At 63.4% G+C, this 25,971-nt stretch carries 30 protein-coding genes and 2 pseudogenes; 10 read left to right on the top strand and 22 right to left on the bottom strand.

Annotated elements, in window-relative coordinates; translation table 11 throughout:
- Positions 1 to 126: 126 nt before the first annotated feature.
- The gene (locus AC5P8D_RS04470) at positions 127 to 420 is read left to right on the top strand and encodes a hypothetical protein (RefSeq protein WP_495203119.1); all 294 of its coding nucleotides are present in this window, start codon (positions 127 to 129) and stop codon (positions 418 to 420) included.
- 16 nt (positions 421 to 436) lie between these two features.
- Here AC5P8D_RS04470 and AC5P8D_RS04465 read toward each other — a convergent pair whose 3' ends face one another.
- The gene (locus tag AC5P8D_RS04465; RefSeq protein WP_071306127.1) at positions 437 to 922 is read right to left on the bottom strand and encodes a TspO/MBR family protein; all 486 of its coding nucleotides are present in this window, start codon (positions 920 to 922) and stop codon (positions 437 to 439) included.
- 74 nt (positions 923 to 996) lie between these two features.
- Entirely contained in the window at positions 997 to 3,192 is a 2,196-nt protein-coding gene (locus AC5P8D_RS04460; protein WP_495203118.1) for an AsmA family protein, read from the bottom strand.
- Between the two features lie 180 nt (positions 3,193 to 3,372).
- On the opposite strand from AC5P8D_RS04460, the gene nudI reads away from it, so the two are divergent.
- From nudI to AC5P8D_RS04445, 3 genes are all read left to right on the top strand, one after another.
- Positions 3,373 to 3,804, top strand: coding sequence for a nucleoside triphosphatase NudI (nudI, locus tag AC5P8D_RS04455; RefSeq protein WP_010485768.1), 432 nt, complete (start codon positions 3,373 to 3,375; stop codon positions 3,802 to 3,804).
- 141 nt (positions 3,805 to 3,945) lie between these two features.
- Positions 3,946 to 4,143, top strand: coding sequence for a hypothetical protein (locus tag AC5P8D_RS04450; RefSeq protein WP_019337481.1), 198 nt, complete (start codon positions 3,946 to 3,948; stop codon positions 4,141 to 4,143).
- A gap of 233 nt (positions 4,144 to 4,376) precedes the next feature.
- Positions 4,377 to 4,757, top strand: a complete 381-nt coding sequence (locus AC5P8D_RS04445; RefSeq protein ID WP_495203117.1) for a DUF3653 domain-containing protein — start codon at positions 4,377 to 4,379, stop codon at positions 4,755 to 4,757.
- A 486-nt stretch (positions 4,758 to 5,243) separates the two neighbouring features.
- Here AC5P8D_RS04445 and AC5P8D_RS04440 read toward each other — a convergent pair whose 3' ends face one another.
- The 9 genes from AC5P8D_RS04440 to AC5P8D_RS04400 all read right to left on the bottom strand — a co-directional run bounded on the left by AC5P8D_RS04440 (position 5,244) and on the right by AC5P8D_RS04400 (position 10,701).
- Positions 5,244 to 6,533, bottom strand: a complete 1,290-nt coding sequence (locus tag AC5P8D_RS04440) for a zonular occludens toxin domain-containing protein (protein ID WP_495203116.1) — start codon at positions 6,531 to 6,533, stop codon at positions 5,244 to 5,246.
- Between the two features lie 4 nt (positions 6,534 to 6,537).
- Positions 6,538 to 6,936 carry a hypothetical protein gene (locus AC5P8D_RS04435; protein ID WP_412703390.1) on the bottom strand — a complete coding sequence of 133 codons (399 nt, stop codon included), beginning with the start codon at positions 6,934 to 6,936 and terminating at the stop codon, positions 6,538 to 6,540.
- 235 nt (positions 6,937 to 7,171) lie between these two features.
- On the bottom strand, positions 7,172 to 7,549 hold the full coding sequence (locus AC5P8D_RS04430; RefSeq protein ID WP_495203115.1) for a hypothetical protein: 378 nt from the start codon (positions 7,547 to 7,549) through the stop codon (positions 7,172 to 7,174).
- A gap of 437 nt (positions 7,550 to 7,986) precedes the next feature.
- Positions 7,987 to 8,259: a hypothetical protein gene (locus AC5P8D_RS04425; RefSeq protein WP_495203114.1), complete on the bottom strand. Its 273-nt coding sequence runs from the start codon at positions 8,257 to 8,259 to the stop codon at positions 7,987 to 7,989.
- Positions 8,260 to 8,453: 194 nt separating this feature from the next.
- A complete protein-coding gene (locus AC5P8D_RS04420; protein WP_049396927.1) occupies positions 8,454 to 8,588 on the bottom strand; it encodes a hypothetical protein in 135 nt (44 codons plus the stop codon).
- A 307-nt stretch (positions 8,589 to 8,895) separates the two neighbouring features.
- A complete protein-coding gene (locus tag AC5P8D_RS04415) occupies positions 8,896 to 9,198 on the bottom strand; it encodes a single-stranded DNA-binding protein (protein WP_088375548.1) in 303 nt (100 codons plus the stop codon).
- 6 nt (positions 9,199 to 9,204) lie between these two features.
- Positions 9,205 to 10,311, bottom strand: coding sequence for a replication initiation factor domain-containing protein (locus tag AC5P8D_RS04410; protein ID WP_495203113.1), 1,107 nt, complete (start codon positions 10,309 to 10,311; stop codon positions 9,205 to 9,207).
- On the bottom strand, positions 10,301 to 10,477 hold the full coding sequence (locus AC5P8D_RS04405) for a hypothetical protein (RefSeq protein WP_495203112.1): 177 nt from the start codon (positions 10,475 to 10,477) through the stop codon (positions 10,301 to 10,303). Before AC5P8D_RS04405 ends, AC5P8D_RS04410 begins: the two co-directional genes overlap by 11 nt.
- The gene (locus tag AC5P8D_RS04400; RefSeq protein WP_495203111.1) at positions 10,474 to 10,701 is read right to left on the bottom strand and encodes a hypothetical protein; all 228 of its coding nucleotides are present in this window, start codon (positions 10,699 to 10,701) and stop codon (positions 10,474 to 10,476) included. Before AC5P8D_RS04400 ends, AC5P8D_RS04405 begins: the two co-directional genes overlap by 4 nt.
- A 136-nt stretch (positions 10,702 to 10,837) precedes the next feature.
- On the opposite strand from AC5P8D_RS04400, the gene AC5P8D_RS04395 reads away from it, so the two are divergent.
- Positions 10,838 to 11,296 (top strand): DUF3693 domain-containing protein, encoded by a 459-nt coding sequence (locus AC5P8D_RS04395; protein ID WP_495203110.1) that lies wholly within the window; start codon positions 10,838 to 10,840, stop codon positions 11,294 to 11,296.
- Between the two features lie 397 nt (positions 11,297 to 11,693).
- Here AC5P8D_RS04395 and AC5P8D_RS04390 read toward each other — a convergent pair whose 3' ends face one another.
- Positions 11,694 to 12,287, bottom strand: a complete 594-nt coding sequence (locus AC5P8D_RS04390) for a hypothetical protein (RefSeq protein ID WP_100445664.1) — start codon at positions 12,285 to 12,287, stop codon at positions 11,694 to 11,696.
- Between the two features lie 536 nt (positions 12,288 to 12,823).
- Positions 12,824 to 13,372, bottom strand: a pseudogene (locus tag AC5P8D_RS04385) (zonular occludens toxin domain-containing protein); the annotation flags it as partial.
- Positions 13,373 to 13,621: 249 nt separating this feature from the next.
- Between AC5P8D_RS04385 and AC5P8D_RS04380 the strand changes: the two are divergent.
- Positions 13,622 to 13,969, top strand: coding sequence for a hypothetical protein (locus tag AC5P8D_RS04380; protein ID WP_146268423.1), 348 nt, complete (start codon positions 13,622 to 13,624; stop codon positions 13,967 to 13,969).
- 291 nt (positions 13,970 to 14,260) lie between these two features.
- A complete protein-coding gene (locus AC5P8D_RS04375) occupies positions 14,261 to 15,496 on the top strand; it encodes an energy transducer TonB (protein WP_227854269.1) in 1,236 nt (411 codons plus the stop codon).
- A gap of 114 nt (positions 15,497 to 15,610) precedes the next feature.
- Here the strand turns inward: AC5P8D_RS04375 and AC5P8D_RS04370 are convergent, their stop codons facing one another.
- The gene (locus AC5P8D_RS04370) at positions 15,611 to 15,952 is read right to left on the bottom strand and encodes a hypothetical protein (RefSeq protein WP_146268422.1); all 342 of its coding nucleotides are present in this window, start codon (positions 15,950 to 15,952) and stop codon (positions 15,611 to 15,613) included.
- Between the two features lie 73 nt (positions 15,953 to 16,025).
- Positions 16,026 to 16,760, bottom strand: a complete 735-nt coding sequence (locus AC5P8D_RS04365; protein WP_111102673.1) for a hypothetical protein — start codon at positions 16,758 to 16,760, stop codon at positions 16,026 to 16,028.
- A gap of 89 nt (positions 16,761 to 16,849) precedes the next feature.
- Here AC5P8D_RS04365 and AC5P8D_RS04360 point away from each other — a divergent pair.
- The 3 genes and pseudogenes from AC5P8D_RS04360 to AC5P8D_RS04350 all read left to right on the top strand — a co-directional run.
- Positions 16,850 to 17,494, top strand: a pseudogene (locus tag AC5P8D_RS04360) (tetratricopeptide repeat protein); the annotation flags it as partial.
- Positions 17,495 to 17,951: 457 nt separating this feature from the next.
- On the top strand, positions 17,952 to 18,308 hold the full coding sequence (locus tag AC5P8D_RS04355) for a hypothetical protein (protein ID WP_044570193.1): 357 nt from the start codon (positions 17,952 to 17,954) through the stop codon (positions 18,306 to 18,308).
- The gene (locus tag AC5P8D_RS04350; RefSeq protein ID WP_495203109.1) at positions 18,309 to 18,779 is read left to right on the top strand and encodes a hypothetical protein; all 471 of its coding nucleotides are present in this window, start codon (positions 18,309 to 18,311) and stop codon (positions 18,777 to 18,779) included.
- A 104-nt stretch (positions 18,780 to 18,883) separates the two neighbouring features.
- On the opposite strand, the gene AC5P8D_RS04345 is transcribed toward AC5P8D_RS04350, so the two are convergent.
- From AC5P8D_RS04345 to AC5P8D_RS04315, 7 genes are all read right to left on the bottom strand, one after another.
- Positions 18,884 to 19,510 carry a nucleotidyltransferase family protein gene (locus AC5P8D_RS04345; RefSeq protein ID WP_495203108.1) on the bottom strand — a complete coding sequence of 209 codons (627 nt, stop codon included), beginning with the start codon at positions 19,508 to 19,510 and terminating at the stop codon, positions 18,884 to 18,886.
- Complete coding sequence (locus tag AC5P8D_RS04340; protein ID WP_495203107.1) at positions 19,486 to 20,547, bottom strand: XdhC family protein; 1,062 nt, start codon at positions 20,545 to 20,547, stop codon at positions 19,486 to 19,488. Before AC5P8D_RS04340 ends, AC5P8D_RS04345 begins: the two co-directional genes overlap by 25 nt.
- A gap of 9 nt (positions 20,548 to 20,556) precedes the next feature.
- Positions 20,557 to 22,761, bottom strand: a complete 2,205-nt coding sequence (paoC, locus tag AC5P8D_RS04335) for an aldehyde oxidoreductase molybdenum-binding subunit PaoC (protein ID WP_495203179.1) — start codon at positions 22,759 to 22,761, stop codon at positions 20,557 to 20,559.
- Entirely contained in the window at positions 22,761 to 23,711 is a 951-nt protein-coding gene (locus tag AC5P8D_RS04330) for an FAD binding domain-containing protein (protein ID WP_495203106.1), read from the bottom strand. The genes paoC and AC5P8D_RS04330 overlap by 1 nt, the downstream gene beginning before the upstream one ends.
- A complete protein-coding gene (gene paoA / locus AC5P8D_RS04325) occupies positions 23,708 to 24,355 on the bottom strand; it encodes an aldehyde dehydrogenase iron-sulfur subunit PaoA (protein ID WP_311069218.1) in 648 nt (215 codons plus the stop codon). The genes AC5P8D_RS04330 and paoA overlap by 4 nt, the downstream gene beginning before the upstream one ends.
- A 268-nt stretch (positions 24,356 to 24,623) precedes the next feature.
- Positions 24,624 to 25,355: a hypothetical protein gene (locus AC5P8D_RS04320; RefSeq protein ID WP_329764409.1), complete on the bottom strand. Its 732-nt coding sequence runs from the start codon at positions 25,353 to 25,355 to the stop codon at positions 24,624 to 24,626.
- Between the two features lie 79 nt (positions 25,356 to 25,434).
- Positions 25,435 to 25,911 (bottom strand): nuclear transport factor 2 family protein, encoded by a 477-nt coding sequence (locus tag AC5P8D_RS04315; RefSeq protein ID WP_049409784.1) that lies wholly within the window; start codon positions 25,909 to 25,911, stop codon positions 25,435 to 25,437.
- Between the last annotated feature and the right edge of the window lie 60 nt (positions 25,912 to 25,971).

The following is a 25,971-nucleotide window of genomic DNA, read 5'->3' as shown; positions in this document are numbered from 1 at the left end:
AAGCTGAATTCTTCATGTGGGGACGAGGTCGAGCACTTGCAGTTTTCGCGAAGAATACATCTCCGCTGCACATCAGCTCGACAGGTCATTGCCTAGAGTGGATCCACTTCCCTGAGCGACCGCCCCGTGAACCTGCAGCCCGCGCCCCTGTCCCCGTACCGCATGCTGGCTGACAGCTGCCAGTTCGAACTGCTGGATGTGGATGCGCTGCAGGACCCGGCCAGTGGCCGGCTGCTGCACCTGTATTCGCTGGTTGCCCGTTGCCTGTCCTGCGAGACGATCTTCAAGGCGGAAGAAGGGCGGGGCCTGGTCAGCCATACTGCGGCACGGGTGGTGCGGTGCCCCACCGGCTGCGGCCAGCAGGCATTCAAGCCGGCCCTGCTGCGGACCTGGCGCCCGCAGGCCATTGCCCGGGCGTGAGCGGCAGGCGACCTTGTCACAGCAGTCCGGGATTGGCTCGCCATACCGCAAAGTTGAGCGCCGAGGCGAACGAAATCCAGGCCAGGTAAGGAATCAGCAGCACCCCCGCAATCGGGCGGGTGCGCGCGAACGTGACGATCGTCGCGCACACCAGCACAATCAATACAAGAATGTCGGCGAAGGCAAGCGCGCCCAGCCTCCAGCCGAAGAAGAGCCAGCTCCACAGTGCGTTGACGGCCAGCTGCACCAGATAGAGCACCAGCGCGGGTCGTGCCCCACGCCAGCCACGTTCGCGCCAGGCCAGCCACGCGGCAATCGCCATCATGGCGTAAAGCAGCGTCCACACCGGGCCAAAGACGCTGGCCGGTGGTGCCCACCCGGGGAGGGCAAGGGTGGCGTAGAAGGTGGCCGCCGATGTGGATGCCCACGCGCCCAGGGCGGCCGCCGCGAAGGTGATCGTCACCCATCCCAGAAGACCGGAAATCTGTGAACTCCGCTTCATACCGTACAGCTCCCTGATGCGCATGTTCCCGTATACGCACAGAGGCCGCGAATGGATGCAGGCTGCGGGCCTTCTCAGTCTGAAGAGCCGGCGGTGCTCGTGCCCTGGCTTGCCGGCAGCAGGGAAGGCTGTTGATCAAACCACTCACGTGCCTTGGACAGATGCCATTGGCGCCGGTCACCGTCCAGCTCGATGCCCGCACCCAGCAGTCCCCAGCGCAGGTAGAGATCGCCGCGTTTGCGCTGTTCCAGAAGATCCAGCCGCGCGCGTACCGACAGGCGATCATTCTCGGCCTGCAGTCCATCGATGACCAGATGGCCAGGGCGCCAGCGCAGCGTCGCCTGTGCCTGCACCTGACCGGAATCGAGGAGGGACAGCGTCCAGCGTGGGTAGTCGGTGCGCTCTGCGAACAGCGCGAGCAACGGACGGGCATCGCTGAGATCCAGATCCGTGGTGGCATCCACCTGGAATGGCGACTGCGCATCGATACGGCCACGTTTGAAGGCCGCGCGGCCTTTCCAGGCGGTTGCGCGCTCCGTACCCGCCACCTGCACGTTGCGTAGCTCGACCGTGGTGCCGGACAGATCAAAGTGGCGCTGGTTGAAGTCGCCACGGCGCAGCGTTGCGTTCACGTCGACGTCGCCGCCCATGTCCAGCCCCGCCACCTTGGCACTGGCGTTGCGCCCCAACAGCCGGGCCGTGCCATGGCCAACGCGGCCATCGGTATCGAGGGTGGCATCACCGCTGAGTGAGCCGGTGCCGCGCAGCAGGCGCACCTGTTTTGAACCGAGATAACGGTTGTAGGCCGACAGATCTGGAATGGTGGCTTCGCTGAAGCTCAGGTGCGCGCGCACGCCCTTGCGCAGCTCCTGCAGGCGACCGTCGCCGGTCAGATCCAGCGCCAGATCACGACCATCGAACAGCCGAACGTCCTTGGCATCGGTGGGACGCGCGGTGAAGCGGGGCAGGCGGACGGCAAGCAGGGCCAGATTTGGAGCGCCTGACTTCAGTTCCCCGTGCGCGCTGGCGGCACCGGCAAGCCGGACGCCGGCGACCTCGGCAACTGCTTCGGCAGAGGGAATGTCCACCGTGCTGCCTTCGCTCAGCTCGCCGTTGCGCAGCCGCAGGTCGGCCTTCAGTGTGCCGCCGCCGTCCAGTTGCAGCCACGGCTTGCGGACGAACAGGGCAGGGATCCAGTTGAGTGAGGTGAACGTCCATTCGCCGCGCACCGTGCCGGAACTGCGCTCCAACAACTGAGCGAGGTCCTGGAAGGGGATATCACGGCCTGTGATGTGCAGGTCCGCGTCCACTTCGCTGCCTGAGCCGGGCTTTGGCGGCAGGCGGGCCTGCAGGCGCAGGTCGTTGGCCACGTTGAGCTGCAGGGCCAGCACGCCGCGATCGGGGGCGCCGTCACCCAGGTAGAGCGGCACCTGCCACAGCGCGTGGTCCCTGGGCTGCAGTTGGCCGTCGATCAGGTGCAGCGCCAGCTGCAGGCGGCCGGGCACGGGCGCGCTGGAGATCTTCGGCTTTGTGACATCCGTATCCATGCGCAGTCCCTGGCTGCGTGCATCAACGTCCAGCTGGGCATGCAGGATCTTCAGTTTGGCGAGCCCCGGCGCCTGGTCCCGGTAATGACGCGGATAGCTGAAGCGTGCGGCAAGGTTCATGTCATCCAGCACCTGCACGCCATCGAAGCTGGTGTCCGCACCCTTGAACGTGACGGTTGAATCGAGCAGTTCCGAGGGGCCACCGCGCAGCTGCTTGATGAAGCCGACCGTGCCCTGGCCCTTGCCGATGATCAGCAACTTGCCGAAACGGGCGCTGCGGATGCTGTCGCTGTGGATGGCATCGAAACGCAGCGTCCAGCCCTGGTCGCTGCGCGGGGGCGGCGGAATGGCCTCGTCAACGCGGCTGATCTCGGCCGATACGCCCGTGGCCTGCAGGCGCGGAACCCGCACTTCGCGCTGGAACAGCGGCAGGACTGCCAGCCTGGCGATTGCCCGGTCGGCATGCAGCACGTAGACGGTGTGGTTGACGTGGCCGCGCATGTGCACGTTCCAGGCGATCACGTGGCCGGGCAGCAGGGTGATGGCCGGGCCCGTGGTCATCACGAACTTGTGTGGCTTGCGATTGGTGACCTGGTCGAACAGTGGCGTGTTGAGGAAGATATTGCCGGCCAGGATGTAGGCAACATACAAGCCCAGCAGGATGTAGATGGCAATGCGCCATCGCCGGGGCAGGCGATGTGCGGGCGCAGGAGGAGGGGACATGTACCACTCGAACAACGAGGACCCCCGCACTATTGCGAAGTGGGTGGCGGCAGGGTGTGAAGCCGGCGCGTCGCGCAGATTCGTTGTGACCTGCCACGCTAAATCAATTGCAACCCATCGGGATGCCGCCGGGTTTCATACAATCCTTCCGGCATCTGCCCAACATCCAAGGAAGACCCTGTGAGACAACGCGTCATCGTATGCCCGCTGATCCAGAACCAGGGCGCCTATCTGCTGTGCCGCATGCCGTTGGATCGTGGTGCATTTCCGGGCCAATGGGCACTGTCCGGCGGTGGGCTGGAGCCCGACGAACGCATCGAGGAAGGCCTGCGCCGGGAGATCCGCGAAGAGCTGGGGCACGCGCTGCAGATCGGCGCCGTTCAACCATGGACCTTCCGCGACGACATCCGCACCAAGCTCTATCCGGACGGTTCCAGCGAGCAGATTCACATGATCTACCTGATCTTCGACTGCGAAGCACTGAACCGTGACGTTACGATCAACGAAGAGTTTGATGCCCATGCCTGGGTGGAACCGAAGGATCTGGGTGCGTACGACCTCAATGCGGCGACTCGGATCACGCTTCTGGTGAAGGGGCTGCTTTCGAGCTAGTGCAGAAAGGGGCGCCAGGTTGAGATGGAGGGCCTGCGGCAGCGGACTGCCATAGACCATTAACGTGACGCGTCACGCCGGGCGGAAACACGTTCCTGTCATGGCAAGTGACCGGCCGATGCAATTGGAGGCGGGAGAACGATGAAGGTCCTGCTTTGGGCGCCTACAGCTTTGTTTGCCTTGCTGTCATTGAGAGCGTTGGCTTTCGTTGCCTATCAAGGACTGAATGGACCCGCCTTTGAAGAGGAAGAGATCATTGTCGCGGGGGTTGGCTTGGTCTGCGGCTGGATCGCCTGGGTCATGCACAAGACTCTGATCGGACGATGGAGGAAGCCGTAGCTGCCAGGCCGCGAGGGCACGCTGGGGAGGCTGGCTTCTTGGCTTGGCATGGCAAGGTGATTGAGGCGAACGGTACGCCAGCGCCCCCCGGGGATGCCTTGAACATAATATACATTATGCGAAATGATGTATCGGGCTGTGGCGGCGTTCGTGTCCTCGGCGTGGCAATGGCTGGGCCTCTGGCTCGGCTCTTGCCTGCGCCCTCAGTCCCCGGCCAAGGATGAGATCGCGGCATGATTGAGTTCGACCCGCACCACCGTATCGACTTGACCGGCCCTTGGGCCGGTTTTTCTTTCCTCGGTGATCGCCTGATCACGCCCGAAGGTCGCGAGCTGGAGCCGCAAGATCTGGCCTGGCTGTCGCTCACCGCCTGCCAAGCTCAGGAATGGCGCCGCATGATGGAAGCTGCACGCTCTGTGCCGTCGATCGACAGTTCCAGAAATGTGAGCAATCGCGACTCCGGCATTCGCCATCATCCTGCCACTGTCGTCAATCTGCGGGACGTTGTGAGCCAGCGCAAACAGCGTTCGGCGGTGGTGATGGCTGGCCCTGACGCCGAGCCACCTGCAGCAGACCTACCGGCGCCGGGGCCGAGGCGCCGCGAGCGCGTGTGAAGCGCTTCCGTAGGGGCGCTGCCCCTACACCCCGGTTCATTGCTCGCGGCAGCGCAGCCATTCGCCCTTGGCATTTCGCAACTGTTCCCAGCCGTTGTTTAGGCGGCGCATTGCGGTGCCCCCCATACAGGCGGCGCCCAGCTGCTTTGCCTCGGCGCTCCCGTAGGCTGGCATGCGAACAATCTCGCTCGATGGCGTTGGTAACCCTTGGCGACGCGCCTCGCCCTGTATCAGGGATCGCTCAATTTCCGCGCAATAGAGCCGGATGCGCGGATCAAGGTGTTGCTGGCATTTCAGCGGCTCAGCGCCAAGGTTGCTCGCCTTCGGTGTTGGCGGCGTGTACCTGGGCGGTGGCTGTGGACCGGTGGCCGAGCGTAGTTGTTGCGCATGCGCAGGTGCCCACAGCAGCAGTAGAGCCAGCACTAGGCCTGATCGAATGTCCATTTCGCCCCCAAGGTTCGGGGGCATGGTATCCCATTGCGAAAATCAGAAGCTCGCCGGATATGGCGGCGTCTCTGGGAACGTGCCCATGGGGCGCTTCCCAACCGCAATTAGGGTGCTCCCGTTCGCCGCGGCGGTGGTCGGCTGTGTCTCGCTCGCGCTCGTCACAGGCGACCCCGCCGCAGCCTTTATGCGCGCGGTCGTAGCATCGGACTGCTCGCCAAACGGGTCCACGGGCCAAGTCGTGGCGATAATCTCGTGCCCCTTAGCGCTCAGTAACACGCCGAATTCGGTTCGCTTCACAGACCAGCCCAGCGCCCACAGCTGCTCAGTGGTGAATCGATCGAGCACTTGCCCGCCGCCTGACGCGCGAAACTCCACGATGTCGCGCTGACCGTACCACCCGGCGTGCCTCGCCCTGGCATTGGCCGCCATGTCCAGAATGTACTGAACGCCCGCAGGAAGCTTCTCCTTCGCCTTGGGTGTCTCGACCTTTGTGACCACCGTGGCCGGCTGAGCACCCGGCGCGTGCGCTATCGCGGGAATTGCGGCCTTCTGCGTCTTGACAACTTCCTTTAGCTTGCTCTCCTCGCCTGTGGAACCGTCTGCGAAGAAGAACCGCAGGAACATCACCACGCCAATGACAAGCGCGAGGCCCATTACGATTGATGGGCCGCGCAGGGTCTTCCACAAAGTGCGCGTGTTTCCCTTGTAGACCTCATTGGACTCGATGCCAGGCTGCACGCCGTGGTACAGCTCCCATATGGCCGGATCATACTTCCGCACCTCGGTGCCAACGGTTTCGTATTTGCCGGTGCCGGTGGCAGCGTAGAACCTCACCGAGTAGCGCTGATCGGACCCCAGCGCGTCGAGCTTGGTATACGTGTTCTTCTTCGCCATGCGGCGGATGATCAAGCGATGCAGGTCTTTGCAGTCCTGCGAAATGATCACCATGTCCAAGCTGATATGGCCGTGCTTGGCGAAGAAGTTTGCAGTGCGCTCGGGCAGGTTGGCGCGATTGGTAGGCCAGTATTCGTGCGCCTCATCGATCACGATCAGGGCGTGCTTCTCGATATGCGGGAACGAAATGGCGCCATCGTTGTCTGTGTCGCATACGCACCAGTCAACCACTTCCTTGTCGCCCATCACGTGCACCAGCTCGCGCACCTCTTCTTCAGGCATGCCCAGGTGGGCGGCGATCTTGTCAAGGCTCTCCCCTACCCCGTTTAGGCGCACGTAGACATGCCGCTTCGCCCGCAATGCAGGAAGGATGTGATGCAGAACCGCCTCGTAGCTCTTGCCGCTGCGCGGCAAGCCTTCATGGCCGAAGATCATTTCGTTACGTCCACTGGAAGAGAGTGAGGAACACCCGCACAAGGCGGAATACAAGTGCAGCCGTCAGTACCGCGATAGCCTCACCGACACGCAACTGGGCAACGATGAACGCGGTCCACGGCCCCGCAGCGTTGAGCATTGCGCAGAAGCTGATCTGCGACAGGAAATCAGGTGCTGGAATCAGGTACACGATGGCCTTGACGAACGACAGCACCAGCTCGATGAAGTCGGTCTGCAGATCCGTCATGAAGTCGGAGAAGTCCGCCCACAACGACGTGATCTGTTCCTTTGCCCACGTGGTAAGGGCGGTGACCGGCCCTACCCCATCGGCATAGGCCCACGAAGCTGACAGCACGAGCACAAGCAGCGCAGCTGCCAGCACGATCAGATGATTGCGCTTCATAGCAGTGCCCACCTCAGCGCCACGATGCCCATGCCCGCAAGGAAGACAAATCCGGCGTACTGGAATAGCTGTAGCAGTGGGCCGGAGCACAGCGAGGCCAGGTCAAACTTGCCCGCGTACTGCCCACCGTCCCATGTTGCGGTCGGACAACTGCCACCGCCAGTGCAGCTGCCGAAGAAGCCTTTGACCTTCGACAAGATCGGGGCACCTTCAATAGCCGTCTTGAACTCCGCTATCACCTGTTGGACCGTCTTGCCGGACTTCTTATAGAGGCGCCCTGTCGTAGGCCCCGGCGCACCGCCGTCACCACCTTCGCCTGTTCCAGGACCCGGTCCGGGGCCAGCGCAGCCATCAGGATCGGTGCAATCCCCATCCCCATCCCCATCGCCGTCTCCGTCTCCCGGCCCCGTGCCGCCTCCCCCATCTCCACCGCCGTCCCCGCCGCCGTCACCACCCCCATCTCCACCACCGTCACCTCCGCCGTCCCCCGGGCCAGTGCCGCCGCCGTCCCCACCACCTTCGCCGGGATCGGCAATTTCAGGCGGGGCCAGTTCGTCAGTACGACATGTATCGCCAGATGGTGTATAGAGGTGACCGGTTGGCGACCCCGCATAGAGGCTATCCGTGTACTTGCAGCCGTTGTGGCACACGGCGCCAATGCCAGACTTATCACCCTTCCAGCTCGTTTCCTCGGGGCGGGCAGAACAGGCCGCGTCCCAATAGAAGTCTTTGGACTCGTTGGCGGATCTTCCGTTACAGCTTTGACCCGCGTTGATCCAGCCCGCACGGAAGTAACGATTTGTTGGCTCGGGATGAACGCAGGCCACGCGTGTTGGAACAAGAGCAGCCTTTGCCGATGCGTACGCGTATGCCTGCGAGTACGCCTCGCCCTGATCTGCCGCATCTGCGTTGAATGCAGGCGCAAGAAAAAAGGCGCCTAGGGCCCATAAGGCATGAAATCTCGTCACTGACTGGCCTCATTGAATGCCAGGGCAACCGCATGACCAGCAAGGCCGCCGATGAACGCAAAGACCATGCACACAAGCATCGTCACTCCTCCCTTTCCGGTGCGCCACAGAAGACACACTCTCCGCCGTCATAGTCATGGCCGGTGTCAGCGCACACGACCTCTTCAACCTCGCCCGCCTCTTCGTCGGCATGCTCGTCGGCGTCCTGATCCTCCCGGTCCTCAAAGAAGCCCGCGATCTTGTCAACGCACCAACGGCCAAACCACGGAAGCGCCATGAGCGTCCCCGCTGCAACGATCGCGGCGACAGCCTGAGCAACGGACAGCCCGAGAAAAACTCCACTGAAATCCATCATCAGCCCCTAGTAATCGATGACAGCGCGGCACTCCGTGCACCATAGGTTGCCGTCGTCCAACGCGATCACGTCATCACCGCCGCACTCGGGACACCAGTCGTCCTGGTATTCGTCGGTGTTGACGTCATCGGGCTGCGTCTGCATAGGAATCGGGGCCGGTTTCCCAGCCCCTCCCCGTCACGATTCTTCCGCGATCAGCGGAAGAAGGTCGCGACCTTGTTGGTCGCCCAGCGGGCGAAGCCCGGGGATGCCTTGATGGCACCTGCGCTGATGATTGCGCTGACTGCGCTGGCGGCTGCGAGGCCGGTCAGAATGTCGCCGAAGTCCATTGCACTGCTCCTTTGTTGTGCGCGTTGTGCGCGTTAGATGGGGTGGTCAATCCCGCTCTGTACTGACCGACTTCACGACGGCGCCCACGATGTAGCCCAGCACGTTCAGTGCGAGCACCAGCGTGAACACCCCCGAGAACCAACCAGTGGCCACTTCCGGTTCGGGCCACTGGAATAGATCGATGAGGATTGAGGCCTGTGCGTGTTCTGCCGCCGACACAAGCACGTACCCACCACACTGCGATGCAGGCTCCCCGGTGGGTACAAGCGTCCCCTCAGCTGTCAGAGACACGCACACGGCCATGGCTTAAGCCTGAGCAGCCGGACGCACGGGCGCCTTCGACAGCGGGCGCAGCACTGTGAACTTGCTCAGCGAGGCCACGCCCTTGTTGATCTGGAGCATGGACTCGACATCGAACTCGTAATCGCCGGGCGGGTAGCCGGGCTGGCCGTCCTGGAGGCGGACGTCATACGGGTAAGCGAAGCCATCCGATTCAAGGCGTGCCTTCTGCTTGCGGGTGGTGTAGCTGATCTGCTCACCCTTGTTGCCCTCGAACGTGCCGCCGCGCTCTTCGATTTCGGCTTTCAGGACGGTTACCTTGATGCTCATATGTAGTTACCCCTTTGAGGTTTGCTGTACGGCCGCGATTTCGGGCCAGTGCGCTGCTGTGTCACCTGTGACCCACTTCGGCAGCGATGGCGAAGTGCAGGATTCGATTACCGCCCGCAATGCCTGATCGTCAGGGCAGTTCTTGGCGATGAAATTGAGGGCTGCGCCGTACTGGCGGCGGATGTGGCGGCGTACGCTCTTCCACGTCGCCTCAACGGCGGCTTTCGTGATTTCGATGCGCGTGGCAACACAGCGCAGAAAGGACAGCACCGGATAGGCCCCGAGTAGGTAGGAGGCCGGATCACGCAGAATGTCGAGGGGCAGTTCCTTGCGGTTGGAGTTGCGGAACTGCGCCTCATAGCGCACCCACGGCGAACTCTTGTCGCCTTGTTCCCTGCCCTTCTCGTAGACGCGCAGCTGCTTCTCCGACTTCTTGCCGCCCACATAGAACGTCTTGCCGTCGCCGCTGTCGTAGTCGTCCACCAGCTGCGCCTTCGGGCGCTGACCACGGTTATCGAACTCGCCAGCGGCGTACCACTTCTCCGCCAGACGCAATGGGTATTCGCCCACCAAGTCATCGGCGCACACGTCAACACGGGTGATCCTTCCGGCGCAGCTTTCGAGCTTCGCTCGAAGCTCCAGCCACCGCTGCGCATGGCCGCAGCGCGCTGCGCTTATCGCCTTGCATCCATCACCGGTTAGCTCGATGCGTGCGGTATAAGTCCCATCGGCGCGGCGGCACTCTTCGCCGCCCAGTTCGATCATGCCGACGAACTTCTTGGCCGCGTCGATGATCTTGATTCGCCACGTGTAAAAGCGACCGCCGCCTGCTGCTTCGTCCAGTTCGAGGCCCAGCCCTGCGAAGAACCAGCAGAACACCTGCAGGGCCGCAATACGTGCGTTTTCCGGGGAGAACTCGATCCACTGGCGGACCTCTTCGAAGCTATCGCCATCACGGAACGCGACCTCGTCCAGCGCTGCGCGCAGATCGATGGAAGCGGAAAACCAGTCAATGCCGACCGTCAGGGTTCCATCGGCGTTCCTGAATTCACTGACTCCCCTGTTAGACGAGGGGAGTCCCGACCCGGCCAGCACCGCGCGATCACCGACCATTGGCGCGGCCCTTCCAGAGCTTCCACAGGCGACGGATCGCAAGCCATGACTGCTCAATCACGATTGAAGCTATTGCGCTGCCGAGGCAAGCGACAATCAGCACAGCGCATGCGAAAAGGCCCATATCGGCCTCCGCAAGTTCGGCGGCAAAGGTATGGATGCTCATGCGACTCGATCCTGGGCTTCGGCCAGCTCAGCGGCAGCGAGCAGATCACCGCACTTCGTGGCCGCAATCTCGGCCCGCGCGAGTGCGATGACCTGGGCTTCGCGCAGCTGCTGCGCGGCGGTGTACTCACGCCGGTCGAGCAACCACGAAACGATGCGAGCGCCGCCAATGGACACGGCCACGATGGCGGCCAGCAGCACGAAGGTAATGAGCGGATTGATCATCCCTGTCCCCTACCCCAAGCCCCAAGAGAACCCGCCAGCGGCCTTGGGGTGCCGGTGGCGGGTGCAATCCAAGGTCCTTGAATCGCGGACGTGATTCAATACCCTTGAATTCCAAAAATCAAGGGTCTTGGATCATATGGACGTCAACTCGCTGCTCGACCAAGCGAAAGAGGCGTGCGGAGTGAGCTACGACAAGGACTTAGCGCCGCGTCTCGGCGTTCGGCCGTCCGCGATTAGCAACTATCGGAAGGGTGTTTCTCATCCAGACGCCGTGGTTTGCGCAACTTTGGCGGGCTTGACCGGTGTTCCATTGGCCCGGGTGCTCGGCGTTATTGGCGAGGCGCGCGCGATCAGTCGCGAGGAGAAAGCCGTCTGGCGGAAGCTCGCAGCCACCGCAATGGCGCTCTGCCTTGCGGTAGGTTTTGCCCTGCCCCACAAGGCTCAGGCAGCGGTCATGGGCTTTGATAAGTCCACGGTCTATACATTATGCGAAATAACGTATCCGCTGAGTCTGGGCCTTCGTCGGCTCCGCATGGCAATGGCTGAGGCGCCGGCTCGGCTCTTGCCTCCCTGCTGGCTCCCCCGACAAGGATGAGCTTGCAGCATGATCGAGATCGATCCGCACGACCGAATTGAGCTGATCGGCTTCCAGGGTGGACACATGTTCACCCTGAGGGTCACCAGCTGGAGCCCTGCGATATGACCTGGTGGTCTCTGACCTGAAACATCGCGCGGGAATGGCGGCTGATGATGGCCGAGGCCCTCCCGGAGATGATCAGTCGAGTGGGTCCGGCGACCAAGCCGCCCGCCGCGGCGAAATCCACGGTGATCTGCCTTGCTGAAGCGATCAGAATTCGCCGAGAGCGCCGGTTCGGCATGCGTGATCCCGGCTCCGGCGCCGAACCATCCAATGTGGTCTACATGAGCCGAGGGCCCAGACCTCACCAGCGCGGGTGAGGCGTTTAGCGTAGGGGCGATGCCCCTACACCCCATTACGCTATCGGGTTCGCAAGTGCCGCTATGAGCATCACGTCAAGCCTGCGGAAACTGTCGACTGCACGCTTATGTGAGGCGCGAATTGCGTCTGTATACAGCACCATAGCCTGAGCACGCTGCTGAAGCTCCAGATGATTCGCTTCGGACGGGTTTCGCATCAATTCCAAGGACGCGGCTTCATGCTCTTCGACTAGCTGATTGTTGAAACGGTACGTATCGATGAGTGATTTTGTGAGCGCGTAGCACTCAATGATCGCACTCCGTAGCTCAACATCAGGAACGTGACCAATGTGGTTGGCGTTCTCTCGGAACACGGTGAAATAGTCCTCTGCGATCGGATAGTGGATCTGAAGAGGTTGCCCTTCTGCTAGCTGCTCAATGCGCACGGTCATAGTTAGCTCGTAGAGCCGGTGCACAGTTCGAACCTCAACATGGATCGCCTGAAGAGTTGCTTTGATTAGCGACCTCGCATCATCGGCGGCTTGCAGACGTTGTGACCTAAGGGTTAGCCAAGTTCCAAGTAGCGAGGCGCCTCCACCAATGACCGCGCCGATAATTGCGCCAACGAAGCCTTCGTTCCAGATGTCCATGCCCTGCCCCTTTGTCAGTCTATTCGCATGAAAGTGCAGGTGGTCTAGCGCTCGTTACAGCGTTGCCAGCCCCCGGAAGGCGAGGATACCTGCTCCCAGCCATTCCGGAGCCTTCGGAACGCTTGGCCGCCGATACAGGCAAGTCCTGAGCGCCGAGCCGCATCGCTCCCGAGGGGCGGCAGCTGCACAACGGTATCGGAGGGTCTGGGGCGGCCAGCGCGACGTGCTTCGTCCTGGAGAGTGCTAGCTTCAAGACCGTCGCAGTACAGCTTCATGCCTGGGTGAGGATGATTCGGCCAACGGTACTGCTCGCAGTTGAATGGCGTCGTGGTCTTTGCCATCGAATTGTACGCGGCCTCCGGGGCTGCTGGGATTGACTTTGGCGCGGGGCCTCTCGCCGAATGTATCTGCTGCGCTGAAGCTGAGGTGGCAACGGCCAACAGTACGCACATCGCCCCAAGTCGAATATCCATATTCCCCCTTTGTCTATAGAGGATGGCACTCGATAAACGTGACGCATCACGTCAGAAGCTCGGCGGGTAGGGTTTGGATTCCGGGAATGCCCATATGCCGAAGATCAGCCCCACAGCGGCAATGGCGGTCTTGGGCGCAAGCTGCTTCCAGATGTTCGTCCCGCCCTCCTCATACACTTCTGCATTCTCGGCGCCGACCGCATAGCCGTGGTACAGCGGATAGATGGCCGGATCTTACTTGAGCGTCTTGCCGCCAGCGACCTCGAATTTGCCCGGGCTGGTGGTGTGGAAATACGTGACCCGGTAGCGCGATTTCAGACCTGCGGTCGTGAGTTTCTGGAAGACGTTCTTGCGCTCGATACGTGCCCTGACCGCCTAATGCACGCGGTTGATCCACTGCGTCATGATCAACACGTCACCGCCGTTCTGTCCGATCAGGGCGAAGAAGTTCTCCACTTCTTCCGGCAGCTGATTGCGCTGTGCGGCGTAGAACTCATGCACCTCATCTATCACCACCAGCGCATCTTTGAACTCATCGGGGATGCACCACTGACCGGTCTCCGGATGCTTGGAGCAGACGAAGGTGGTTGCAACGTCCTTGGTCTCCGCCAGCCTCCGGCCAGCGGGACTCGAGCACTCCATGAAGTACGATCCGGCTTGGAACATTGCCTCCGGATCACCGTCCAGCGTGGCTTTCCCACACATCTGCCATAGAGTGCTGGACTTCACGGCGGCTACGATGCAGTCAACTTCGACTTAGTGCACTCGCCAGTACAGCTCCGTCAGAAGCCGCAAAGCGGCGTCGAGTGACAGCTTGGACATGCCACCGAAGTCGTGTGAAGTGTAGCCGTAGTGTTCGGGATGAGCCGCTATGTTGCCGTTGGAATGCAGTACACCCAGAGCACTCAATACAGGCCGGTTCGCTATGCCGCGAGTGCCGAGGTTTCGAATCTTCTATGCAAGGGGCTCATTACTCTGAGCATTGCGCTCATCTACGAGCGTACAGAATCTATGGGCGAAGCCGCGAAGATGGGAAAAGCTGAGTGCCTGGGCCTCTCCACTCAGGTTCTTGCCGCTCTCGTGCAGCCTTCCCAGTTCAGGGTCGAGCGCCATGGCAAGCTCAATGTCATCGATCATCTTGCGTGGCAGAATTCAATAGGTTGGCGAGATTCTAACGGTTGCCGCGAGCGCCGCAACGACGTCATGTAGGCGGTATGGAGCAGGTACACGAGAGTGGCCAGTTCCCGCGCCTATTAGATTTCGCCAGCAGTGACCCGATGCCCTCTGGTCTTTATCGAACGTGATGACAGCGGCCTCGATGCCTATAATAGCGAGCGATGGCCAGCGTGCCATTCAGGACATCACATAGCCACGAAGGCACAGGGGGATAACTTGGCGCTGATCAATTGCTCGGAATGCGGGAGGCAGGTCAGTGACCGCGCTTCCTCATGTCCACACTGCGGAAACCCGATATCGGCCGCGCGGGAGCCCGCCTCTGGCATGCCCGTCAATGGCGGCACGCCTGGGCCCCAACAGGCCGCGACAGCTTCAGTTGGCGATACTGCGCCGCTGCAGTTCAGGCAAAGCAAGGCCGAGCGGAATGCCCGGCGGAGCCCTTGGCCAGCGCTGCTGCTGGTTTGCGCTGTCCTCGCTGGCGTTGCGTGGTTTGCCTGCCGGCACCTTCCTACGGGCCAAGGTGCCGAGAACGAGGACTATGCGCTGGACTCAAGGGGCTACATCGCATCGATTGGGCCTGCATTCTTTGACAAGCCGAAATCCTTGCTTCTGGTGGACGACACCACAGGGAAAGCGCTGACGGGTAACAGCTACGAATTCCGTATCGGCGGCGGCGAGATGACGCTTTGCACGACTGCTGGCCAATGCAGTGCAAGCGGTCCGGTCAGCGAGGAGCGATTGACCAACGGCACGCAATGCAAGGGAATCGCCACCACTGCACCAGCGCATGACCTGGCAAAGCGGTTCTACGTGGTCTGCGTCTCCCCGGTTCCAGTGAAGCAATTCATCCTTCCAGAGGGAGATCGGCGGGGTGAGATTCCCGCCAACACGCCCTACATGTCGATCGTCTCGCAGTCCAGCAACGGCTCCGTGTTGACCGTCAACGCCCGCATGGTGGTGAAGGGAGATACAACGGCGCAGGGAATGGCTGCTCCGGCTCAGACCGCAGTCGCGCCTGTAGAGGACAAGTGCGCGATCATCGATCGAGGCGAGGCCCAGACCCGTCGGGAGTGTCAGGGTGGAAATTTCAATGCCTGCCGTGACATCCAGGGTTGGATCGCTAATCGCATCATGGAGGGATGCGCGACAACCAGGGCAGCTCCGCAAGCGGCGGATCCCCGGCCCTCCCAGCCGGTAGCTGAAGGCCTGCCTGCAGAACAGGACAAGCCCGCGCAGGATCATGATGTGACTCCCCCGGCTGACAATGCGGCACCCGAGCAATCACCCGGTTCCACCGACATCACCATTCGTTCCTCCCCTGCCCCGCGCTACCCTCCGACAGCTTTCCGCGCTGGCATCGAGGGCGTTGTCCGGGTGAGGGTCGATGTCGATGCGCAGGGTTATCCCACCGATGTGTCGGTGGAGACATCCTCCGGTAACAGCGACCTGGATCGCGCCGCCAAGGAGGCCGCGCGGCGATGGACCTTCAACCCGGCAACCATCGATGGAATGCCTGCAAGAGGGCGTATCGTGGTTCCGGTGACGTTCGCCCTGAACTGATCGCTCTCAACGCTGCGCTGGGAAGTCCGGCCTGGCTTTCATGAGTAGAACAACTGCCCGGCTGATCAGCGCCAGGCAGCTGCCTTCAACCCTTGGCGGGCTTCCTGCGCCGGGCTACTTCTGGAGGACGTCGCGCACCTGGTCCAGCTTCTTTGCGCTCCTGATGTAGTCCTCATGAAGGCTTTTGATACGCGCACTCAGTGAAGCAGCAAGTTCTTTGCGCTGCGCCCCCGTAGTGGCCTGTGCCATGAGAGCCAGCTCCTTGTTGATCGCCTTGAAGCGACCAATCGCTGACTGGGAACCCGTATCGAGAACCACGGCGCGGAGCGCGGAGTACTTGACCTCCGGGAAGTGTTCCCGACGGATGTCGACCAGCTTCATCCCTTCCCGCGCAAGTCGATTTACCTTCTTCTGATCCACACTGCTCAGCGTCACTGCCTTCTTTTCTTCAGCCATCTTGCACTCCTTGAAAAACGTTAATTCCATCCGCGGTGCGGGTCATGCGGCAAGGCCGCTACTGCTGGGGTGGCTACTGCTCCAGCCACCAGTCCTGCTCATCGCGTAGCACGGGAACCCACACGCGACTTTCATAGGAAGGGTTGTAGACGGCGGCCATTGAATCGCTCAGGGCGGATCGCTTCCTGGACACATCAACAGAGGGGGCAGCCCACCTGCGGCGCTTCCTGATGCGGAATCGATCCTGAGGATCGACCGTGACGTGAACACCAATGGCATCGCCCTTGCCAGCAAGCGCATACTCATAGTTCGAAAGCTCCCATGAACCTTTGAGGTCGGCAAGAAGCTCCAGTTCACTGAGCAGTTGTCCGTGATCGGTCGCGAGAACGATTGCCGTGAACGCCCTCTTGTTTGGATCCTCGATCGTCTGACTGCGGACCGCGTCCAAGCGCGTACGAACAAGCATGGCAGTTGGCCCGTGCCTCGCCTTGGACACGCTGGTTAACACACCTCCGCAAGCGACGAGTTCGAATTGGAGCCAGTCGAAGGCGTCCCTGATGGCGACGTCCAGGCTGAACTCCCCATCGTGATCTGGAACCGCGTCCATGAATGGCAGCGGGTTGGGATAGCGAGGCTCGCCCTCAGCGCGCACCTGCCGAACAGCGTCCCGATAGTTCATCCCCGCCAGTGCGTAGGCCACCAGATCTCTGATGTTCCGGCCGGCCTTGGGCGAGCTCCAGTTCTCTGGGAAGATGCGAGCAATGTCCGACGCGGCGCGATCGGCAACGAGCTCCAATACTGTCTTCATGCAACACAGTCCTTTGCGTTCAAAGAGGCGACGCAGGCGCAACCGCCCAAGTCCATGGCTACTTATCGGCCCGAACACAGGAACATTGAGTACTTTCTAGCGTCGTCTACTTCCTGGCGATCTACTTCCCGGAAGTCCGCCATTCGCGCGGCGCCCGGCAGGTTGTCCGTTCCGCCAAGCAGCTCATGGACCCGGGCCAGGACCTGCGCAACGCCCGCACCGAACTGGCCCGCACGCCCACCGTGCAGAACCGGGTTCGCCTGGGCATGACGCTGCTGGATGCCGGCCAGGCCGAGGAAGCCAGGACCCTGCTTGAACAGGCAGCCAGCTCGCCGCTGGGCGACGATCCCTACATCCTGACCGGCCTTGCCCGTGCCCGCCTCGAGTCCGGGCACGCTGCGCTTGCGGTGGAGACGCTGGACGGCCTGTTCGCACGCCACCCGGACGTGCGCCGCAAACCGGAACAGACCTTGCTGTACGCGCAGGCATTGGCAACCGCGCAAGCCCCAGGAGCCCGCGCCGCATTCGAGCGCGCGGTGGAGTGCGGAAACGATGCGGCCGCTCGCTGCCTCTACGCCGAATGGCTGATGGCGCAGCCGCAGCCCGACGATCGTGAGCAAGCCCGCAGCCTGTTCGCCAGCGTCATCGACGATGCGCAGCACTGGTCGCGCCACGCACGGAGCCACAATGCCACATGGCTGGAGCGGGCCAAGGTTGCGTTGAAGGGTTACTGACGCCTGGCGGCCCTTGGTAATCCTGTCGCATTCGCCTCGCTCGCGGCCTCGCCGGGCGGATGCCGACACTCGCTAGGCTTGCACCACCAACATCGCCGATAGCACTGCAGCGCAAGGCTCCAGCTTCGTTGCGTCGTATGCAACGATTCTGAAAATGTTGAAAGTGGTGTCGGCATCAGCCCTACTGCATTGGCATCGCGCACAACCGGGCGTATTCCTTGCTGTGCCACCTTGAACAGGTGGCCGGGCTTCGAAACCCCGGTTGTGCAATCGTAAAAAGCGCTTGCCAGTCGGCACCACTCCGCGTGGTGCCGACTGGCAATCCGTCAGCCGGCTATGGCGGGCGGTGCGTGGGGGCCTTGCGCCCGCCGGTCTGATTGCACACCGGGTTTCGAACCTCGCACCGTCCGCCACCTTTATCGGTGGCGGCTTCTGCATGCACGCAAGGAGCTCCGCCATGACCCAGCCCCACTCCCCTGCCCCGCACCCTATCCACGACGTGCCCGCGAACGGCCCTGCGCTGGACCCGAACACCCTCATCGCCCTGCTGCACAGCATCGGCGCCGGTGCCGCCTCCGATGGCCAGCCGTGGCCTGAACGCCATCAGATGCCCGGCCGGCGCATCGCCCTGGCGGATACCGACTGCTCGCTGGCGGGTCTTCGGGTGGTGCTGGAGATCCTGCTAGCCGCACAGCGCGCCCGCGAAAATGGCGAGCTGGAGCAGTACGTTGGCCCGCGCGTGATGGAAGGGCTGATCATGGCCGGAATCGGCCTTACCGCACACGCCAGTACCCGACTGCATCCGGAGGGTTGAGTGGCCTGGTGGCGCTGGGCGGCCACCGCGCTCTGTCTTGTGGTGGTGGTTGCGGCACAGACGCTGTGGCCGGCGCCGCCGGTGCCCTCGCCTGTCGCGCTCCAAAGCATCAACGATGATCGATTCTCACAACTGCGCCGCCAGGCGATGCAGTTCGTGGAGGCTCGGCCACGACAGGGCTTCCAGTTCGTCGAGCGGCATCAAAACGCCGGATTCCAGATTCACTGTGGAGGCGTTCCAGTGCTGTGGCTGGAGAGGCGCTCGCACCATCTGCTGTTGCAGGCCTCACTGGACGCGAAGCAGCGGGCGCCCGCGGTTGTGCGGTTGCGGGCGCTCCTCCAATGGCAGTTGGAGCCGTTGGATTACCTGGAGCAGGTACTGGCTGGCGTGCCGGAGCCTGTTCTGTTCGATCGGGTGCTGAAGATTCTTGCCAGTGATGTGCCTGACGGGGCGCGATGTGGCGTGCCGTAGCCGAGCATGGCCCGACTCTACAGGGCTGCGGGCTGCGAGGGTTCGGGCTCCGGCTCTACCGCTCGTCACCTGCGCGACAGGCATTGGACCAGTGATCATGCGGGTCACCTCTCGGCATCGATCCAGCCCGCGTCGCGCGCGCGCGCAAGATCTTCTGGCGTATCGATATCCAGGCCCAGTTCCGGCACTTGAAGGGCATGCACGGTATCGCTGGGAAGCTGCCTCAAGCGCGCTCCGAAGCCGCGGTCACCGGTTGCACCGACGTGGGCGAACCAGGCGCGCGGCACTACTGCAGGAATGCCAAGCGCGTGTCCATGACGGGTGCCCGCGCACCCTGACGCCGAGGCGCGGGCACCCGAAAGCAGCGCCTGCAGATGGGAGCGCTCAATTGCGGGCTGGTCGCATGCCACGACCATCACCGCGGTCACCGTGGGCAGCAGGTGCGCGCCGGCAACCTGCAGGCTGCTCGCCAGGCCGCGTTCCCAGTGGTGGTTGGCTACCGGAGTGGCCTCCAGCCCGGCAATGCTGGATGTCACGGCCTGTGCGTTCGCGCCCACCACGACCAGGACCTGCGCTGGCGCGAGCTCGCGTGCCAACCGCACCACGCGATGTACCAGGGTCTCGCCCTGCCGGGTCAGAAGCTGCTTGGGCTGGCCAAGCCGGGTGCTCCCGCCGGCAGCCAGCACGACGACCGCATGCGCGTCAGTCACGTGCCGTGCGCGCTTCGCCATTGCTGCAGCTGCGCGGCGATGCTGAGCGAAATCGCCTCTGGCCCTCGGCCGCCGATGTTCAGGCCGACCGGTGATCGAAGTCTCGGGGAAAGGCGGAGGCGCTGATCCGGTGTCAGCAGCTTGAACAGGTCCTCGCGCCTTCGACGCGGACCCAGCAGTCCAATGAACGCGACGTTGGTATCAGCCAGGGCCACCAGCGCCTCCCGGTCCAGTTCGAAATCGTGATGCATCACCAGTGCCGCGTCGCACGGGTCGCCATGAAGGGCCTCGGCCGGGCTGGTCTGAAGATGCGCATCCGCGCACTGCCCGGCTGAGGCCCAGCGCGCTCGCCGTTCGGCCACGCTGACCCGCCACCCCAGTCCCCGCAGCAGCGGAACCAGCAAGGGCGTTTCGGGACCGCCCCCCAACACCAGGGCCCGCGGAAGACGGGGCAACGGCAACCGCCATGCGCCCTCGCCAAAGGATTGCGCCCCCTCCATCGGATGCAGCTGCCATGCCTGCTCGCGATGGCCGGCGCGGAAGACGACCTGGCCCGACGTACGAAGGTCGCGCTGGAGTGACAAGCCCTCGCGCAGCCAGACCTCGATGACGTCGTCGATGCCGGCCATGGCACGCAATGGCAGGAGCGCAATCCGCAGCCGGCCGCGGCACCCGAGCGCGGACCCGCTCAACAGGTCGTCGTCACTGCGGGTGTCGATCTCGATCCAGTCGACCCGGCCTGCAACGCTCACCTGCTCCGCGCGTCGCGCGAGCTCCGGCTCCAAGCATCCGCCGCTGAGCCAGCCGACCTGGCCGCCGTTGCAGAACAGCACCATGTCGCCGGCACCGGCGTAAGTGGAGCCATCGGTTTCCAGCACCAGCGCGAGCACGGCGTGCTCCCCCGCGCGCACGCGCGTCAAGGCCGTATCGAGCACGCCGCGCGGGCTGCCTTCGGTGAGGAAGCCCGGCGGTGCGGACAGGTCCTCGGCAAGATCGCCGGGCTCCCCTCCGCCCGCGGCGGAGGCCTCCAGAGTGGTCGAGGCTGCGGGACGGTCCATGCGCAAGGGTCAGCCCACGTCGGGCAAGCCGGGCAGCAGCTTGTCCAGGGTAATGGGATAGTTGCGCACGCGCACGCCGGTTGCGTTGTAGATCGCATTGGCGATCGCGGCGCCAACCCCACAGATGCCCAGTTCACCCACACCCTTGGCCTTCATCGGCGAGATCACCGGATCCAGCGTGTCGAGGAAGACCACCTCCTGGTACGGGATGTCGGCGTGCACGGGAACCTCGTAGCCGGCGAGGTCATGGTTGATGAACAAGCCAAGCCGTTTGTCGACCACCAGCTCCTCCATGAGGGTCGCGCCCGCACCCATCACCATCCCGCCGATGACTTGGCTGCGTGCGGAGAGCGGATTGAGGATCCGGCCGCCATCGCATACGGCAAGCATGCGGCGGATGCGCGTCTCTCCCGTGTAGGCATGCACGGCGACCTCGCAGAAATGCCCTGCATAGGTGCCGACGTCGTAGCCTTGCTTGAAGTCGCCGAAGGCAATGCCGTCCTCCGCCGACAGTGTGCCCGCCTCCGCCAGCTTGATGGTCCGCCCACCCGCCTGGATGCGGCCATTGGCGAAGTCTGCGGTGTCGCCGTCGAAACCCAGTTTCTCACCCACCTTGCGGCGCAGGCTGACGCACGCCGCGTACACGCCTGCGGTCGAGCTTGCCGCGCCCCACTGGCCGCCGGAACCGGCGGAGGCCGGATGACGGGAGTCGCCGAGGGTCACCTGGACCCGCTCCAGCGGCACGCCCATGGTCTCGGCTGCCGTCTGCGCGATGATCGTGTAGGAGCCGGTGCCGATGTCGGTCATGTCGGTCTCGACAATCACTCCGCCCTGGCCGTCAAGCCGCACCCGCGCCGCCGACTTCATCGTCGGTGCGCCGCGATAGCCCGCAGACACGCCCATGCCGACCAGCCAGTGCCCTTCCCTGACCTGCGCCGGCCTGGGGTTGCGCTTGTTCCAGTTGAAGCGCTCCGCACCTTCGCGCAGGCAGCGCACCAGGTTGCGGTCGGAGAACTTCTTGGACGGATCGCCGGGTACGACTTCGGGCTCGTTGAGGATGCGGAATGCGATCGGATCGAGACCCAGCTTCTCGGCCATTTCGTCCATCGCTACTTCCAGCGCCATGTGGCCCGGTGCTTCGCCCGGTGCGCGCATCGCATTGCCTTCGGGCATGTCGAGCGTGGCGATGTAGTTGGCCACCAGGCGGTTGGCGCCCGCATAGAGCTTGGGCGTCTGCAGGGTGCCGTTTTCGCCGTCCTCGCCGTTGATGTTGCCCGACCAGTTCTCATGGGCGATGGCGGAGATCCGGCCATCCTTTCCGCAGCCGATCCGCACGCGCTGGAGGGTGGCGTGCCGGTGCGTGGTGTTGTTGGGCATCAATGGGCGTTGCAGCGCGATCTTCACCGGTCGCCCGACCTGCTTGGCCGCCAACGCGGCCAGCACCGCGTCGGCACGGATGAACAGCTTGCCGCCGAAGCCGCCGCCGATATAGGGCGAGTCCACGCGCACCTTGGCAGGATCGATGCCGAGGATCGCCGCCATGCCCTGCCTGGCCCAGTCGATCATCTGGTTCGCCGTCCACAACGTGAGCGTGTCACCCTCCCAGGCGGCGATGGTGGCGTGCGGCTCCATCATCGAATGACTTTCGTCGGAGGTGTGGTAAGTCTCGTCGAGCTTGACCGCCGCGCTGGCGTAAGCGGTGTCGAAATCGCCGAGCGTCTGCCGGTCGGGCTTGCCGCCGCGCCCCTTTGCCAGCGGCGCGGACGGTGCCAGGGCCGGGAAATCGAAGCGGCCCTTGCCGCGCTCGTAGCGGGTACGGATCAACGCCGCGGCGGCGCGGGCCTGCTCGAAGGTCTCTGCCACCACGCAGGCGATGGCCTGGTGGTAGTGGGCCACCTCGGCTCCGCCGAACAACGGTGCATTGTTCCAGTTCGATGTGCCGACCGGCTTGGTTTCCGGTGCAGTGATGACCGCCAGTACGCCAGGCGCGGCACGTGCGCGGGACGCATCCATCGAAATGATGCGCCCTTTGCCGATGCCCGCGCCGACGATGTAGCCGTAGGCCTGGTTCGGCGCCACGTCATGGCGCTCGTAGGCATAGGGAGCGGTGCCGGTGGTCTTGCGTGGGCCGTCGATGCGCGGCGTCGACTTGCCGACGACCTTGGCCTTGTCGAACAGGTTGTCGCCGGCGGGGGCGTTGAATTCAAGGGGCATCAGCGCTCTCCTTCCACCAGCACCGCTGCGAGGGTGCGCTCTGCGAGCGCGATCTTGAACGCGTTCTCCGGCGTCGGACGGGCACCGGCGAACACCTGCCGGGTCGCGGCCTTCACGCCGTCGCGCAGCAGGGGTTCGGCTGCCTCGACGCGCCACGGCTTCGGCGCGACCCCACCGAAGGCGAACCGCGCCGAGCCGTCACGCTGCACGACCGCGGCGACCGACACCAGTGCGAACGCATAGGACGCGCGGTCCCGTACCTTGTGGTACACGTGCCGACCGCCCAGAGGTTCCGGCAGCGTGACGTGGGTGATCAGCTCACCGCGCTGCAGCACGTTGTCCTGCTGCGGCCTGTCGCCGGGGGAACGATGGAAATGGGCAATTGGGATGCTGCGCGTACTGCCGTCCCCCCTGACGGTCTGGATCGAGGCGTCCAGCACCCGCAGGGCCACCGCCATGTCGCCCGGATAGGTCGCGATGCAGCTGTCCGAGGTGCCGATCACGCCCATCTGCCGGGAGAACCCCTCGAGTGCGCCGCAGCCGGATCCGGGCAGGCGCTTGTTGCAGGGCAGATTGGGGTCGTAGAAATACGGGCAGCGCGTGCGCTGCAGCAGGTTGCCGCCGGTGGTGGCTTTGTTGCGCAACTGCCCGGAGGCGCCTGCCACGATCGCGCGGGTCAGCACCGCGTAGTCGCGGCGCACGCGCTCATGCGAGGCCAGCGCGGTATTGGTGACCAGCGTGCCGATGCGCAGGCCACCCTCGTCGGTGGGTTCGATCCTGTCCAGGCCGATGTCCTGCACATCGACCAGGTGCGCTGGCGTCTCGACCTCCAGCTTCATCAGGTCGAGCAGGTTGGTCCCTCCGGCCAGGAACTTCGCGCCCTCGATGCCGGCGACGGCCTTGGCGGCCTCGGCCGGGGATTTCGCGCGCTCGTAACTGAAGGCCCTCATGAGCGCCTCCCTGCAGAGGTTGCGCCAGCGACCTCTGCCATTGCCTCGGCAATGTTGGAATAGGCCCCGCAGCGGCAGAGGTTGCCGCTCATGCGTTCGCGCATTTCCATGTTGGTGGCACGGGGCCGTGCGCTGACATCCGCCTGCACATGGCTGGGGACACCCCGCTTGATCTCGTCCAGGACCGCCACCGCCGAACAGATCTGCCCCGGCGTGCAATACCCGCACTGGTAGCCATCATGCTTGATGAAAGCAGCCTGCATCGGATGCAGGTCATCGGGGGTGCCGAGGCCTTCGATGGTGGTGATAGCATCGCCCTGGTGCTGCACCGCCAAGCTGAGGCACGCGTTGATGCGCTCACCGTTGACCAGCACGGTACAGGCACCGCATTGACCGTGGTCGCAGCCTTTTTTTGTTCCGGTCAGCTTCAGATGTTCGCGCAGGGCATCGAGCAGCGTGGTCCGGGTGTCGAGTTCAAACTCCCGCCGCTCGCCGTTGACGGTCAAGGCCACCGTGCTGATGACCGGCGGCCTGGGCGGCGGGGGCGCCGCCAGTTCGGCGGCGAGCGATGACGCCCCCGGTGCGGCGGACATCGCCACGGTCGTGACGCCGCCGGCGATCACCTGGCGGCGCGTCAACTTCATTCCTTCATCACAACTTGGCACAGTGACCTCCTGGCGTTCGGGGAACCCCCGTGGCTGGATGGACGCGCTCACACTACCGAAGGGCTACTATGCCCCTCTGCGGGGTACAGACCTGTGAAGTCGGCGAAATGTACGAACATGATGCAGCAAGCCGGAAGAAATCGGCTGCATCCAGCCGCAGCGCGGCACTCTTGAGCCATGCGTATGCCTCACTGGATGACTCACAGTCCTGTTTGTCCCTCAGCATGAGGAACATGATGGCCCGACGCTACAAAGGCGTTGGCTGGGAGGGCTCGGGTTCGTGGATGGAGCCCTCCAACAAGGCAACGTAGGTATCAAGCCTGGTGCGAAGGCCGATCAGCATCCAGCCCAGCAGGTACAGCAGCACCATGGCGAAGATCAGTAGTGCACCCAGCGGGCCAACATTGAAAGCGCCCGCCCAGTCGCCCCATTTCCATCCGCGGAACTGCAGGTAGAGGGCAATCAACAGCGGGAATGGTCCCAGCCGCTGCAGGCCGCCATACATCATGCCCATGCGCTCCATCATGTTTGTGCGCAAGGTGCTGACGAACTTGAGTCGCCGCTCGCGCTGGACGCGCTGGAATCCGCGAAGCTCGGTCACCACCGCTTGCCAGTGAGCGAAGTCTTCATCCATCTCCCGGGCGTGCGAGAGCCGCGGTTGGCTGAACTGGCGAATGCCCCTGCGGGCGGCCAGGACGCCACCGACAATGAACCCTCCGATTTCGATTGCCAGGCAGGCAACAACCACCTGGAGCACTACACCAAGAGGCAGCCATCGATCCGGAAGCTGCCCCATGAGAATGCCGATGATCGCCGCACCCACGCCGATGCGAAACGCCCACGTCTCCACCCTGCCCGCCTTGGGGTAGATGCTGTGCTCAACCAGTCCCTGCACCCGCTGGTAGAGCCAGTGGAATGTCAGTTCCTGCGAATCGGTCTTTGCCGGCGGATCGAATCCGCCCCCTGCCTGCATGTCCATTGCATCCCCTGCCCGGCCGGCGCAGACGCCGGCCACCCCATCGTACCTGAGCGCGCTTGGGATGGCGCCCAAGCGGGAATCACATACCCAGCTCCGACAACCCCGGATGATCATCCGGGCGACGCCCAAGTGGCCAATGGAACTTGCGGTCACTCTCCTTGATCGGCAAATCGTTGATGCTCGAGAAGCGGCGCTGCATCAAGCCATCCGCGTCGAACTCCCAGTTTTCGTTGCCATAGGAACGGAACCAGTTGCCGGAGTCGTCGTGCCATTCGTAGGCGTAGCGGACAGCAATGCGGTTCTCGGTAAAGGCCCAGAGCTCCTTGATCAGGCGGTACTCGAGCTCCTTGTTCCATTTGCGTGCCAGGAACTGCCGGGCTTCCTCCCGGCCATTGGTGAATTCGGCACGGTTACGCCACTGGGTGTCGAGCGAGTAGGCAAGCGACACCTTGTCGGCATCGCGGGAGTTCCAGCCATCCTCGGCAAGACGCACTTTCTGGGTGGCCGATTCAAGGGTGAACGGAGGAAGCGGCGGACGGGTTTGTTCAGCGGACATGGGGAAACCTCCAATCGAAATGGATACACGGGTTGCTTCAACGGATCTGGGGTACCCAGG

The sequence above is a fragment of the Stenotrophomonas sp. YJH_SMC_101-4 genome, from assembly GCF_059370395.1.
Note: the sequence above shows the minus strand (reverse complement) of the source record. Positions and strands in the feature narration are given on the sequence as shown.